This is a genomic window from Aeromonas sp. 603757, assembly GCF_049171255.1.
GTDB lineage: Bacteria > Pseudomonadota > Gammaproteobacteria > Enterobacterales > Aeromonadaceae > Aeromonas > Aeromonas veronii_A.
Window position 1 is genome coordinate 1 of sequence record NZ_JAAKOE010000027.1, and the last position, 14,173, is coordinate 14,173.

Sequence of the window (14,173 nt, forward strand, 5' to 3'; positions counted from 1 at the left end):
CGGGAATAGCTCAGTTGGTAGAGCACGACCTTGCCAAGGTCGGGGTCGCGAGTTCGAGTCTCGTTTCCCGCTCCAATCTCTCTTCGAAGCTTTCATAATCCCTTTGAATTACCCATCACATCGCGCTGCGATGCTTTGTCGTATCTGGCGTTTACTAGGCGCGTCTCTACCACCTCCTGCCAACAGGAAGGGGATGTGGGCTCATGGTGCGGATTGTACGAGGCAAGCGGTTGTGACTGGTGGTGGAAGGCGAGAATTGCGGGCAAAAAAGAGGAGGGGCCTTGGCTCCTCCTGCATGATTCACTGGCGCGGGCTTAGACCAGAGTAACGTTTTCAGCCTGAGGGCCTTTTTTGCCCTGGGTCACAGTGAACTGGACTTTTTGACCTTCAGCCAGGGTTTTGAAACCGGTGCTCTGGATGGAGGAGAAGTGAACGAATACGTCCGGACCCTGGGATTGTTCAATAAAGCCAAAACCCTTGGTTTCGTTGAACCATTTTACCTGGCCGGTGCGAATGTCAGACATGTGCTAAATCCTATCAATAACAAAATGAAACTAAGCCCGTGCTGGGCTGCATTTGCCTTGCAAGCAGGGGTTGGCTCATGACTGACCACGTCTCTTTGTCCCAGTAGCACGTAGAACAATCCCTGTCTAAAGCACAAACGATTGTACGTTAGCGCCGATCCTTGTCAATTTGACCCCTTTCGTTTTTTGAACAAGCTAAAAATATTGTGAAGTCAGTAGCTTATTTGAAGATATTTGACTGAAAAAAACGGGAGGCCAGCGCCTCCCGTTTTTATTATTCCTTGAGGGCGAACCCTTCGCCCTGCCGGTCGTAGCGATAAACCGCCTGACCGTAGGAGCGGATCTCCACCCGCTGGATGCGGCGGGTGTCGTCCACCAGGATGAAGATAGAGCGGCCCGATTGCAGGCGGGTCAGGGGGCGATCCGGTCCCTCGATGGCGATCAGGCGGCTCAGCTCGGCACCCGGCAACTCGAATTTACGCCAGATGGAGTAGAGGGTCTCACCCGCCTGCACATCGTGTTGCAGCCAGGTACCGTTGACCTTCTCTTCGACCGGCTTGGCTGCCGCGGGGGCACTGCCTGCCGCGCCATTACCGACAGTTAGAGCTTGAGCAGGTACGGCCAGCGGCACTTCCAGCGAGCCGGAAGGGGCTGCTTTGGGGGCGGATGGTGCCGGCTCCCAGGCCAGCACCAGCAACCAGAGCGGGAACAGGATCAGCAGACCTATGGTGTTTTTGCGGGGCAGCGGGCTGGACAGCTTGAATTTGCCTGCTTTGGCATCCTGGCGGCGTTGGCCGAGGTTGCTCATCCCTTGGCCAAAACGTTGGCGCAGGGACAGGGTCGCGGCATTGATGCGATGGAGCAGGGATCCTTGTGATTCGTCTTGGCGACGCTGCTGGGCTCGTCTGTTATGGCCTCGTGGGCGACGGTCCGGGGTGGGCACGGCATTTACCTCTCACTACATTGCCTGCCATCAGGCAAATTCGTCGCCTATGGTAAACGGACTCGCCCCCGAGGGGGAGAGTCCTGAGGCGGAAAATTATCAGCTGAGACGAAATTGACCCAATAATTGCTGCAATTTGTCGGCCGCCTGACGCAATGCCTGACTGGCTTTGGCCGTTTCGGTCGCATCCTGAGCAATGTCGTTGGCCAGTGCGTTGGTTTTTGACAGGTTGCCGGAGACGGTTTCTGAGACCGAGCTCTGCTCTTCGGCGGCGGAGGCAATCTGATAGGTCATGTCGTTGATGGTGGAGATGGCCTGGTAGATGCTACCGAGCGCCTCTTCCGCCAGATCCGCCTCGCCCACCGCTTGATGGGTCAACTGCTGGCTCTGAGTGATGGCGTTGACTGCATTGGTGGAGCTCAGGCGGATCTTCTCGATTAGCTCCTGGGTGTTCTGTACCGCCTGCTGGGTATTGCCAGCCAGTTTGCGCACCTCGTCGGCGACCACCGCGAAACCGCGCCCCTGCTCGCCGGCCCGGGCAGCCTCGATGGCGGCGTTGAGGGCCAGCAGGTTGGTCTGGTCGGCAATCCCCTGAATGACGGTGAGGATGCTGGTGATCTGGGCGCTGTCGTGGGCCAGCCCTTCCACCACTTCGGCCCCTTTACCGGCTTCTGCCGCGACCTTGTGCATCGACTGGATCACCTGCTGGAAGCGCTCCTTGCCCTGATCGGCGGCGCTTTGCGCCTGTTTGGCCGAGTCGGCGGTGTTGTTGGCGTGGGTGGCGACCTCCTGACTGACGTAGGACATCTCCTGCACCGCGGTCAGCATCTGCTCCATCTCCGCCTGATGGTGCTGCAGGTTGTTGTCGGTCTGACCGGCGATGCGGTCGGTGTCACCGGCGTAACGGTTCACCTCGCTGGCAGTCTTGAGCACATCCCCGAGCAGCCCTTGCAACTTGTCGATAAAGCGGTTGATGCCCTTGGCGAGATCCCCCAGCTCGTCGACAGAGCGGGTTGCGAGGCGCTTGGTGAGATCCCCTTCACCATCGGCAATGTCATCCACCAGGCTGACCATCTGACGGATGGGGCCAGTGATACTGCGGGCAATCACCAGCATGGTGGCCAGCGCCAGCACCAGTACGATAAAGGCACCGACCAGCTGCTGGGTCACCGCTGCCTGGTTCATCTCATTGAGCTGGCTCTCCAGTTGATCGGCCCCTGCCAGTACCACCTTGTAGGGCAGGGTGACGATGATGGCCCAGTTGCGGCTCATTCCCGGCACCATGATGGGAACGGAAATACGGAATGATTCGTCCAGCTCCTGACGTTGCACTTCCGGTTTCAGGTACTGCTGCCACTGGTTACCCAGCACCTTACCTGCATTACTACCTAGCAGGCTGGCATCGCCGCTGGTGCCTGTGATGACACCGGCGGCGCTGACGATCAGGGTCTCCCCCTGGCCATCATAGATGTTGCTGTTGAGGCTCTTGGCCTGACGGCTGATGGAGTCCACCGCCAGATCCAGTGCGGCGATCCCCCTGAACTGACCATTCACCAGAATGGGGGTGGTGATGGTGCTCACCAGCACTTGCTGGCCGTTGATATCCACCTTGAAGGGATCGATGAGGCAAGAGCGTCCTTCCCGTTTCGGGCAGGCGTAGTAGTCGTTGGCGGGATTGCCGAATTCGTCCGGGTCGGTTTTTTCGATGGAGAGCAGCAGATCGGTGCCGATTTGATCCTTGTCGCGATAGAAATAGGGCACGAAGCGCCCCTTGTCGTCACTGCCCAGCGCACTCTGGCCAGCAAAGCTGGCATCCTGACCGTCGAAACCGTTGGGCTCGAAGCCGGCAAAGGCGCCATAAAGCTGGGGCTCCAACGCCAGTTGTGCCTTGAGCAGGTCGGTGGCCTGCTGGCGATCCAGCGGCAGTTTGCCCTGTTGTTGCAGGGCGAGGGCGCTGGCCATCTGCTGGGTGTAGGAGAGCCCTTTTTGCAGTAGCTGGGTGATGGTAGCCGCCTCGGCGCGGGCATTGGCGCTGACCTTCTGCCATGCCTCCTGCTGCAGCGCTTCACGGCTGGAGCTGATGGTCAGTTGTTGGGTCTGTTGGCCGGAGTATTGGTTGAGCAGGATCAGGATGACCAGGGCTGCGGTCATGGCGATCCCGGCCATCACTAGAATGCGATTCTGGATAGAACGGAACTGCATCGTCTCTTCCTTGTTCGTGAGAAGTGTGGTGAGCGTTATCTGGGTATCGACCGGAGGAGGCAGCTCTCCAGCATTGTGCATAGCAAATCGGAAACGGGGCTTCTGTTTTGCGATCCTCTTCAAATATCGGGCTACAGATGCAAATGGCGACAGATTTAATCCCCTACTTTAGTCCGCAATGGCGTCATGGTTTTCCCATCCGTGATTGTCGGTGCTAAAATGCGACGGTTTTTTCTAACGAATTGGCCCAAGGCCCTCTACACAAGGCTTAAAGATGAAAGTCAAAACCCGTTTTGCTCCCAGCCCGACCGGCTTTTTGCATGTCGGCGGTGCCCGTACCGCACTCTATTCCTGGTTGTTTGCAAAGAACCAGGGCGGTGAGTTCGTGCTGCGTATTGAGGATACCGATCTGGAACGTTCCACTCAGGAGGCAATCGACGCCATCATTGAGGGCATGGAATGGCTGGAGCTGAACTGGGATGAGGGCCCCTACTACCAGACCAAGCGCTTCGATCGCTACAACGCGCTGATCGACGAGATGCTGGCCGATGGCCGCGCCTACAAGTGCTACTGCTCCAAAGAGCGTCTGGAAGCGCTGCGCGAAGGCCAGATGGCCAACGGCGAGAAGCCACGTTACGACGGCAAGTGCCGCGACCACGCCCACGATCACCCGGCCGATGCGCCGCACGTGATTCGCTTCCGCAACCCGACCGAAGGTTCCGTGGTGTTCGATGACCACGTCCGTGGCCGCATCGAGTTCGCCAACACCGAGCTGGACGATCTGATTATCCGCCGTACCGACGGCGCGCCGACCTACAACTTCTGCGTAGTGGTCGATGACTGGGATATGGAGATCACCCACGTGGTGCGTGGTGAAGACCACATCAACAATACCCCGCGCCAGATCAACATCTACAAGGCGCTGAACGCGCCGGTACCTGAGTTTGCCCACGTATCCATGATCCTGGGTGACGACGGTGCCAAGCTCTCCAAGCGCCACGGTGCAGTCTCCGTGATGCAGTACCGCGACGACGGCTACCTGCCGGAAGCGCTGCTGAACTATCTGGTGCGTCTGGGCTGGTCCCACGGCGATCAGGAGATCTTCAGCCTGGAAGAGATGATCAAGCTGTTCAGCCTGGATGCCATCTCCAAGTCTGCCTCCGCCTTCAACACCGACAAGCTGTTGTGGCTGAACAACCACTACATGCGCAGCCTGGATCCGGCCTATGTTGCCAAGCATCTGGCATGGCACATGGAAAACCAGAAGATCGACACCAGCAATGGCCCGGCGCTGGCCGACGTGGTCACCCTGCTGGCCGAGCGCTGCAACACCCTGGTTGAGATGGCTGCCCAGAGCCGCTATCTGTTCGAAGAGTACGAAGCCATTGACGAGGCGGCCGCCAAGAAGCACCTGCGTGGCGTCGCTGCCGAGCCGCTCACCTTGGCCAAAACCAAGCTGGCTGCACTGGATAGCTGGACCACCGAAGCGCTGCACGAGCTGATTGAAGCGACCGCCGCCGAACTGGGTCAGGGTATGGGCAAGGTTGGTATGCCGCTGCGCGTAGCCGTCACCGGTCTGGGTCAGTCTCCTGCTATCGACGCGGTAATGGCGTTGGTAGGTAAAGAGCGTGTTCTCGCTCGTATCGACCGCGCACTGGCTTACATCGAAGCCCGTATGGCTGCCGAGTAAGTTGTGCAAGAGTGGGCAAGGCGATAGCCGAGCCTGCCCTTTGTCCGATAGAAAAAATCCGAAACCACTGGTTTCGGATTTTTTTATGGCCGGGAGCGGCGGCAGGGCACAACGCGGTCATGCCCGACCAGGGCGAGCAGTCAGGCGAGCTTGAAGGAGTGGATCTGGCTGTCGAGCTCCTTGCTGTGCTGTTCGACCAGCTCGGAGGCCTCTTGCAGCTCGCGCAGCACCACGACGGAGCCTTCGGCAATCTGCTTGACCTGTTCCAGATTGCCGCGCATCTCTTCGGCGACCGAGCTCTGCTGCTCGGAGGCGGTGGCGATGTGGCGGTTCATGTCGGCGACACCCTGTACCCGCTGCACTATGGTGGCGAGCTGGGTACCGGCCTGGGTCACCTGTTCCACCCCCTTGTCGGCCTGGCGCACGCTCTGGGCCATCAGTTCGGCGGCCTGACCGGCATTGCCCTGCAGCTGTTCGATCATCTTCTGGATCTCGACGGTGGCGGCCTGAGCCCGGTTGGCCAGCTCGCGCACTTCGGAGGCCACCACGGCAAAGCCACGACCCGCTTCACCGGCGCGAGCCGCTTCGATGGCCGCGTTCAGTGCCAGCAGGTTGGTCTGCTCCGAGATGCCGCGAATGGTGTCGACCACAGAGCCAATGCGCTCGACCCCCTGCTCCACCTCGTTGACCACGGTGGCGGAGCGCTGGATGTTGCCGGAGAGGGTGTCGATGGTGCTGACGGTATCGGCGACGCAGCGGCTTCCCTCTTCCGCCAGCTGGCTGGTTTCGGCGGTGGCGTGAGAGGCCTGATCCGCATGGGCAGCCACTTCGCGAATGGCGCCGACCATCTGGCTCATGGCGCTCGCCAGCTGTTCGATCTGGGTGAACTCTTCGTTGATCGCTTCGTTGGCCTCCTCCATGCAGAGGGTGACCTGAGAGGCGATGTCGTTGAGCTCCTTGCAGGCGGCGCGCTGGTTGTTAAACACTGCTTTGAGGTTCTCCTGCGAGTGGGAGACCGCCTTGGCGATGTCACCGAATTCATCCCGAGATTTGAGCAACACCTTGTGACTGAGATCCCGCTTGGCGAAGCGCTCCAGCAGATCCACCAGATAGTGCACCTGCTTGACCATCAGGCGGGAACCGGTCATCAGCAGGATCACGAACAGCAGCCCCATGATGGTGGTCTCCATCAGGCCGCTCCAGAGCAGGCGGTCGGCAATGGCGTTGGCTTTGTCCGGATCAAGCCCCTCGCTGAGCAGGGTGGTCTCCAGATTGTTGGTATCAAACCAGAGTTTGGTCAGTAGCAAAATGGTACTCACCACCATCAGCAACACCACTTTCGGCACCAGCCGAATGTTGCTCATCCGCTTCTCCAGCAGGTTCAACTGCATCGTAAAATCTCCTTTGAATATCGCTTTTCCTTTGCCCTCAAGGCTATCGGCATTATCTTCTCTTTTATTAATTCGCACTGTGCTTAAAGTTGGAAAATGTATGCGACATCACTTAACTCATCTACGGGCGATGGATCTGCTGATGGCATTTCTGTCGATTGTCTCGGTTCTGCTGGTGACGGCCCGCTGGTGGGGCCACGAAACCCTGACTCCCCAGACCCTGCAGCTCTTCTATGACCTGGACAGTCTGATCTGCTACTTCTTCCTCGCGCATTTTGCTTATGGCTGGATCCGTGCTCCAGACCGCAAAGCCTACTTCAAGGCAAACTGGTTCTATCTGCCGGGTAGTCTGCCGATGGTGGAGCAGCTGCGTTGGGCCCGACTGCTCCAGTTGTGGCGGGTCTATCAACTGTTCAAGGAGCACCCGGATCTCTGGGCCATGTTCCGTCGCGAGCGCAACGAGACCACCCTCTCCGGCATCCTCTTCCTCTTCGTCCTGCTGCTGGGATTGGGCTCCGGCGTCATGTACTGGATTGAGTCGGGCCAGCCCGGCAGCCAGATTGAGACCCCCTATGACGCCTTCTGGTGGACGCTGGTGACCCTGTCGACCGTGGGCTATGGCGATCTGGTACCCAAGACCGAGGAGGGGCGTTTTGTCGCCAGCCTGCTGATCCTGTTCGGGGTCGGTCTGTTTGGTGCCATAAGCGGTTTTATGGCCAGCATCTTTTTGCAGCCTGCCAAGGAGAGCGAGACCGACAAGTGGCGTCATCACTACAACAACCAGCAAGAGGAGTTGCTGCGAGAGATCCGCGCCCTGCGCAGCGAGGTGCGGGAGCTGAAAAACAAGTGAGGCCAAGGGCGGGCAAGTTGCGAGGTGACTCGCAACTCCGCGCTTTATATCCGGGGGGAGCTGCTTTTTCTTTGCTTGTCCTTTAGCCTGCTGGCGGCTTAACATTCAACCTCTTGTCCACACCAGAAAAAGAGAACCGATCGACCATGCGCGCCCTTCTCGGGATTTTGATCTGCTTATGTGCCCAACAGGCACTGGCCGATACCCGTTATGTTTCAGACAACATCTTTACCTATATCCACAATGGCCCGGGTACCCAGTACCGGATCCTTGGCAGCGTCAAGGCTGGTGAACCGCTGGAGGTAAAGGCGGTGAACAGCGAGGCCGGTTTCACCCAGGTGGTGGACGGTCGTGGCCGCGAGGGGTGGATCAAGAACAGCGAACTGCAGAGCCAGATCAGCCTGCGCGAGCGTCTGCCCCAGGTGGAAAAAGAGCGCGATGAGCTTAAAGATCGCTTGCAGAACCTCAACGGTGACAACGAGAAACGCTTCACCGAGAAGGATGGCCAGATCGCCGCCCAGAGCAAGGAGATCGCTGCTCTCAAGGCCCAGCTGGTCAGTCAGGGTGAGGAGATGAGCAATCTCAAAGAGCAGAATGATGCCCTGACCCAGAGCTACGACAACCAGGAACACGACATGCAGATGGACTGGTTTATCCGTGGTGGTGCCATGGTGGGGGCCGGTATCCTGCTTGGTATCCTGCTGCCCATGCTGCCCCGTCGTCGCAGTCGTGGCGATCGCTGGATGAACTGACAGCATTTGGCTGAATAAATTGATGAGAAGGGTCGCCGTGGCGGCCCTTCTTTTTTTGGGGCGTATTGGGGGGATGGGTGGCTGCTTTGCGATAGAGCGGCGGCAGATCGTATACAAAATGAAGTCAGATGACCCTCATGTTTATTGGCGGGCTGGCTTCAAAAGGGAATGAATAGGGTGAATTAGCGATCTTTGTTAAAGAGTGGCAACAAATTCATTTCATATAGGGGATGATATTGTATACATTGTCGGCGTTTCGGCGGCGCGACCGCCTTTGTCGATATCAGCCTTAGGGCGTACAGGAAGACCCCATATGTTCAAAGCTACTCAAGTGCTTGCCGCTGACTATATCCCCTCCGATCTGGCCGCCCTGCGCGAAGCCATCACCCAGAACTATGTGGTGGATGAAAATGCCTATCTGGCCGAACTGTCGGCCATGTTGCCGGGGGATGGCGCCTCGCTGGAGCAGGTGACCCAGCGTGCCCGTACTCTGGTGACCAAGGTGCGCAAGGAGAGCGGCTCCGGTGACGGTATCGACGCCTTCCTGCAGGAGTACAGTCTCGATACCCAGGAGGGGATCATCCTGATGTGTCTGGCCGAGGCGCTGCTGCGCATTCCCGATGCCGAGACCGCCGATGCCCTGATCAAGGACAAGCTCTCCGGCGCCAACTGGTCATCTCATTTCCGCAAGAGCGACTCTACTCTGGTCAACGCCTCCACCTGGGGGCTGATGCTGACCGGCAAGATTATCAAGCTCGACAAAAAGCTCGACGGCAACCCGGCCAACCTGCTGGGGCGCATGGTCAACAAGCTGGGGGAGCCGGTGGTGCGATCCGCCATGTATGCCGCCATGAAGATCATGGGCAAGCAGTTCGTGCTGGGGCGCGACATGAAGGAGGCGCTCAAGGCGAGCCGCAAATCCCGCGAGCTGGGCTACACCCACACCTACGACATGCTGGGTGAATCTGCGCTGACCATGCAGGATGCCGACAAGTATCTGACCGATTACCGCAACGCCATCGAGGCGGTGGGCAACGAGCGGATCAGCGACGGCGGCCCGGCCCCCTCCATCTCCATCAAACTCTCGGCGCTCCATCCGCGCTATGACGTGGCGAACCGCGAACGGGTGCTCGGCGAAATGTGCGAGCGGCTGGTGGGGCTGGTGCGTCTGGCCCGCGATAAGGATGTGGCCATCAGCATCGATGCCGAGGAGATGGACCGCCTCGAGCTGTCGCTGGACTTGTTCGAGCAGCTCTACCGCTCCGACGCCAACCGTGGCTGGGGCAAGCTCGGCATGGTGGTGCAGGCCTACTCCAAACGCGCGCTGCCGGTACTCTGCTGGCTCACCGCACTGGCCCGCGAACAGGGTGACCTCATTCCGGTTCGCTTGGTAAAAGGCGCCTACTGGGACAGCGAACTGAAATATGCCCAGCAGGCGGGCCTGCCCGGCTACCCGCTCTTTACCCGCAAGGCGGGCACCGATATCTCCTACCTCGCCTGCGCCCGCTACCTGCTGAGCGAGCCGACCCGCGGCTTTATCGCCCCCCAGTTTGCCACCCACAATGCCAATACCGTGGTTAGCATTCTGGAGATGGCTGGCGATCGCCAGTTTGAATTCCAGCGTCTGCACGGCATGGGGGAGGAGCTGCACAACGCGGTGCTGAACGACAATCCCGGCCTGCACTGCCGCATCTATGCGCCGGTCGGCGCGCACAAGGACTTGTTGCCCTATCTGGTGCGACGCCTGCTGGAGAACGGGGCCAACACCTCCTTCGTTCACAAGCTGGTGGATCCCAACACCCCGGTGGACTCGCTGGCCGAGCACCCGCTGCGCACCCTCAAGCGCTACTCCGGCTTTGCCAACGACCGTATTCCCCAGCCGGTGAACCTCTTCACCGACCGCAAGAACTCCAGCGGCGTCAACATGAACATCCTCTCCATCCAGCGCCCTTTCTTCGCCCGCTTGAAAGAGCTGGAGAGCAAGCAGTGGCTGGCCGGCCCCATCGTCGATGGCGAGACCCTCAAGCGCAGCGAGGCACGAACCGTGCTGAGCCCGCAGGATGTGAGCCTCACCGTCGGCAAGATCCACTGGGCCGACGAGCAGGCGGTGGAGCAGGCCTTGGCATCTGCCCACGCTGCCTTCCCGCGCTGGCGCGAAACCCCGGTGAGCGAGCGGGCCGCCGCGCTGGAGAAGCTGGCAGATCTGCTGGAAGCGAACCGCGAGCAGTTTGTCTCCCTCTGTACCCGCGAGGCGGGCAAGCTGCTGCAAGATGGCATCGACGAGGTGCGTGAAGCGGTGGATTTCTGCCGCTACTACGCGGTGCAGGCCCGCAGCCTGATGGGGCAGGCGACCCTGCTGCCCGGCTACACCGGCGAGCAGAACGAGCTGTTCCTGCAGGGGCGTGGTGTCTTTGTCTGCATCAGCCCGTGGAACTTCCCGCTGGCGATTTTCCTCGGGCAAATCGCAGCTGCGCTGGCTACCGGCAACACCGTCATCGCCAAGCCTGCCGAGCAGACCGGCCTTATCGCCCATCTGGCGGTGACTCTGGCCCATCAGGCCGGTATTCCGGGCGAGGTGCTGCAACTGCTGCCCGGTGACGGCGCCACCGTCGGCGCCAAGCTGACGGCGGATCCGCGCATCGGCGGCGTCTGCTTCACCGGCTCCACCGAGACCGCCAAGCTCATCAACATGACCCTGGCCCAGCGCGATGGCGCCATCCTGCCGCTTATCGCCGAGACCGGCGGTCAGAACGCCATGATCGTTGACTCCACAGCCCTGCCGGAGCAGGTGGTGCGCGACGTGGTGAGCGCCGCCTTCCAGAGCGCCGGTCAGCGCTGTTCGGCCCTGCGGGTGCTCTACCTGCAGGAGGAGATCGCCGAGCGGGTACTGGAGATCCTCACCGGCGCCATGCAGGAGCTCAAAGTGGGCAACCCGGCCGAGCACAACACCGACGTCGGCCCGGTCATCGATGCCGAGGCCAAGGCCGGTCTCGATGCTCACCTCGCCTACATGATGTCGCGCGCTCGCCTGATTGCGCAGGCGCCGATGCCTGCCGCGACCATGGAAGGGCACTTCGTCCAGCCGACCGCACTGGAGATCGGCTCCATCCGGGAGCTGGCCAAGGAGCAGTTCGGCCCCATCCTGCACGTGGTGCGCTACGCCACCCGGGATCTGGACAAGGTGATCAGCGACATCAACGGTACCGGTTATGGCCTGACGCTCGGGATCCACAGCCGCAACGAATCCCACGCCGAGGAGCTGGCGAGCCGCATCAACGTGGGCAACGTCTACATCAACCGCAACCAGATCGGCGCCATGGTCGGGGTGCAGCCGTTCGGCGGGCAGGGGCTCTCCGGCACCGGCCCCAAGGCGGGCGGCCCCCACTACCTGAGCCGCTTCGTCACCGAAAAGACCCGCACCATCAACACCACTGCGGTGGGGGGCAACGCCTCCCTGCTGGCGATGGGCGATGCCTGAGCCGCGTCGATAGTGGCCGGATACGGGATACCGGATAACAACGGGCCGCCTTCGGGCGGCCTCTTTATTTGCACCATCCGTTTTTTACGAATGGGACAATCGGCCACGGCGGGGTCGTCAGCGACCCGTGCTGGTCGTAAGATGGGAGCCATTCGTGCGGCGTTTGCCCCTTGGTCGGCCAGCCGTGGTCAGGGTTTTGTTTTAACGAGAGTGTTTATCTGATGTCATTAACCGAACAAGCCCGCTGGTTCGTGCTGGGGGGCGATCATCTGGTACTGCTCGATCAGCAGGGAGAGGTGCCACAGGGAAGTAAAGCGTGCCTGCCCGCAGCGCTGGCCGGTGCCCGTTTCGAGCGTTTTGATGAGTGGCAGGGGCTGCCCTGCTATCTGCTCGATCTGGGGGCTGAGGCCGACACGACTATGATGGCCCCCCTGCGCCAGTTGATGGTAGCGGGGGATGAAGAGGGGTTTCGTCTCGCGGGCCGTGCCTGGCAGCTCGTCACTTTCCGCCGCACCCACCGTTTCTGCGGCGAGTGCGGCGCCCCCATGACCCCGAAGGCGGGGGAGTGGGCGCAGGTGTGCCACCTCGGCCACACGGCCTATCCGCGTATCTCCCCCTGCATTATCGTGGCGGTGCGCAAGGGGCCGGAGATCCTCTTGGCGGCCCATCGCCGTCACTATCAGGCGGATGATCCCATGTATACCGTACTGGCCGGGTTTGTGGAGGCGGGGGAGAATCTCGAGCAGTGCGTGGCACGGGAGGTGTTCGAGGAGAGCGGCATCCGGGTGCGCAATGTGCGCTATGTGGCGAGCCAGCCCTGGCCCTTCCCCCACAGCCTGATGATGGGCTTTACCGCCGACTACGAGAGCGGCGAAATCCGGGTGCAGGATGACGAACTGGTGGCTGCCGATTTCTTTACCGCCGACCGGCTGCCGCGTTTGCCGCCCCACGGCACCATCGCCCGGCGGCTGATCGAGCGTTCGCTGGCGGGCGAGGGGTAACGAAGCGCTTATCTTTTCGCCAATCTTTTTGCACTTCATTTTAAAAACGGGGCGCTCTGGTTTGCGCCCCTTCACATCTTTGCAACCGCGCGCCCATTTGCCACGTTTTGGGCAGTCCGATCCGGTGGGCAAAGTGGTATTATGGCCGCCATTTTATGCGTGATACGAACTCAGGAACTGGGATGAAAGAGCTGAAGAACGATCGATACCTGCGCGCTTTGCTGCGTCAGGACGTGGACATGACCCCGGTATGGATGATGCGCCAGGCTGGCCGCTATCTGCCGGAATACAAGGCGACTCGCGCCCAGGCGGGGGATTTCATGTCCCTGTGCCGCAATGCCGAGCTGGCCTGTGAAGTCACCCTGCAGCCGCTGCGCCGCTACCCGCTCGATGCCGCCATCCTCTTCTCCGACATCCTGACCGTGCCCGATGCCATGGGGCTGGGTCTCTACTTCGAGCAGGGTGAAGGCCCGCGTTTCGAGCGTCCGATCACCTCCATGGCCGACGTGCAGGCGCTGCCCATTCCGGATCCGGAAGATGAGCTGGGCTATGTGATGAACGCGGTGCGCACCATCCGCCGCGAGCTCAAGGGCGAAGTGCCGCTGATCGGCTTCTCCGGCAGCCCATGGACCCTGGCCACCTACATGGTGGAGGGGGGCAGCTCCAAGGCATTCACCAAGATCAAGCAGATGATGTACGCAGAGCCGCAAACCCTGCACCTGCTGCTCGACAAGCTGGCCGACAGCGTGATTGCCTACCTCAACGCCCAGATCAAGGCGGGTGCACAGGCTGTCATGGTGTTCGACACCTGGGGCGGCGTGCTCACCCCGCGCGATTACCGCGACTTCTCCCTGCAGTACATGCACAAGATTGTTGATGGCCTGATCCGCGAGCACGACGGTCGCCGCGTGCCGGTCACCTTGTTCACCAAGAACGGTGGTCAGTGGCTGGAGCAGATCGCCGCCACCGGTTGCGATGCGTTGGGTCTTGACTGGACCACCGACATTGCCGACGCCAAGCGCCGGGTCGGCGACAAGGTGGCGCTGCAGGGCAACATGGATCCCTCCATGCTCTACGCTACTCCGGCCCGCATCCGTGAAGAGGTCGCCTCCATTCTGGCCGGTTTCGGTCACGGCAATGGCCACGTATTCAACCTCGGCCACGGCATCCATCAGGATGTGAACCCGGAACACGCCGGCGTGTTCGTCAACGCGGTACACGAGCTCTCTGCCCAGTACCACGGTCGCTAGCCGGGGCGAGAGAAGAAGAGTTTGTTTGAAATCCGGGGCCGTCAGGCCCCGTTTTACATTGAAATAGGCGCTGCAACGACGAGAACGTGGCG

The 14,173-nt window shown here is 60.5% G+C and carries 10 protein-coding genes; 6 read left to right on the forward strand and 4 right to left on the reverse strand.

The window, feature by feature from the left end; genetic code table 11:
• Positions 1–314: 314 nt before the first annotated feature.
• The 3 genes from G5332_RS19150 to G5332_RS19160 all read right to left on the reverse strand — a co-directional run bounded on the left by G5332_RS19150 (position 315) and on the right by G5332_RS19160 (position 3,669).
• Positions 315–524, reverse strand: a complete 210-nt coding sequence (locus G5332_RS19150; RefSeq protein ID WP_005338972.1) for a cold-shock protein — start codon at positions 522–524, stop codon at positions 315–317.
• Positions 525–798: 274 nt separating this feature from the next.
• Positions 799–1,467: a LysM-like peptidoglycan-binding domain-containing protein gene (locus G5332_RS19155; RefSeq protein WP_421259602.1), complete on the reverse strand. Its 669-nt coding sequence runs from the start codon at positions 1,465–1,467 to the stop codon at positions 799–801.
• 99 nt (positions 1,468–1,566) lie between these two features.
• Complete coding sequence (locus G5332_RS19160) at positions 1,567–3,669, reverse strand: methyl-accepting chemotaxis protein (protein ID WP_421311548.1); 2,103 nt, start codon at positions 3,667–3,669, stop codon at positions 1,567–1,569.
• Between the two features lie 274 nt (positions 3,670–3,943).
• Between G5332_RS19160 and gltX the strand changes: the two genes are divergently transcribed.
• Positions 3,944–5,359, forward strand: a complete 1,416-nt coding sequence (gltX, locus tag G5332_RS19165; protein ID WP_421259604.1) for a glutamate--tRNA ligase — start codon at positions 3,944–3,946, stop codon at positions 5,357–5,359.
• Between the two features lie 140 nt (positions 5,360–5,499).
• Here gltX and G5332_RS19170 read toward each other — a convergent pair whose 3' ends face one another.
• Positions 5,500–6,750, reverse strand: a complete 1,251-nt coding sequence (locus G5332_RS19170) for a methyl-accepting chemotaxis protein (RefSeq protein ID WP_421249994.1) — start codon at positions 6,748–6,750, stop codon at positions 5,500–5,502.
• A 100-nt stretch (positions 6,751–6,850) separates the two neighbouring features.
• Here G5332_RS19170 and G5332_RS19175 point away from each other — a divergent pair, with 100 nt between their 5' ends.
• From G5332_RS19175 to hemE, 5 genes are all read left to right on the forward strand, one after another.
• A complete protein-coding gene (locus G5332_RS19175; RefSeq protein ID WP_266135366.1) occupies positions 6,851–7,600 on the forward strand; it encodes a potassium channel family protein in 750 nt (249 codons plus the stop codon).
• Positions 7,601–7,746: 146 nt separating this feature from the next.
• Complete coding sequence (locus tag G5332_RS19180; RefSeq protein WP_005335443.1) at positions 7,747–8,352, forward strand: TIGR04211 family SH3 domain-containing protein; 606 nt, start codon at positions 7,747–7,749, stop codon at positions 8,350–8,352.
• A gap of 313 nt (positions 8,353–8,665) precedes the next feature.
• Positions 8,666–11,830, forward strand: coding sequence for a bifunctional proline dehydrogenase/L-glutamate gamma-semialdehyde dehydrogenase PutA (gene putA / locus G5332_RS19185; protein ID WP_421173173.1), 3,165 nt, complete (start codon positions 8,666–8,668; stop codon positions 11,828–11,830).
• 221 nt (positions 11,831–12,051) lie between these two features.
• Positions 12,052–12,831 carry an NAD(+) diphosphatase gene (gene nudC / locus G5332_RS19190; protein ID WP_421173172.1) on the forward strand — a complete coding sequence of 260 codons (780 nt, stop codon included), beginning with the start codon at positions 12,052–12,054 and terminating at the stop codon, positions 12,829–12,831.
• 182 nt (positions 12,832–13,013) lie between these two features.
• A complete protein-coding gene (gene hemE / locus G5332_RS19195; RefSeq protein ID WP_005335440.1) occupies positions 13,014–14,081 on the forward strand; it encodes a uroporphyrinogen decarboxylase in 1,068 nt (355 codons plus the stop codon).
• Positions 14,082–14,173 lie beyond the last annotated feature (92 nt).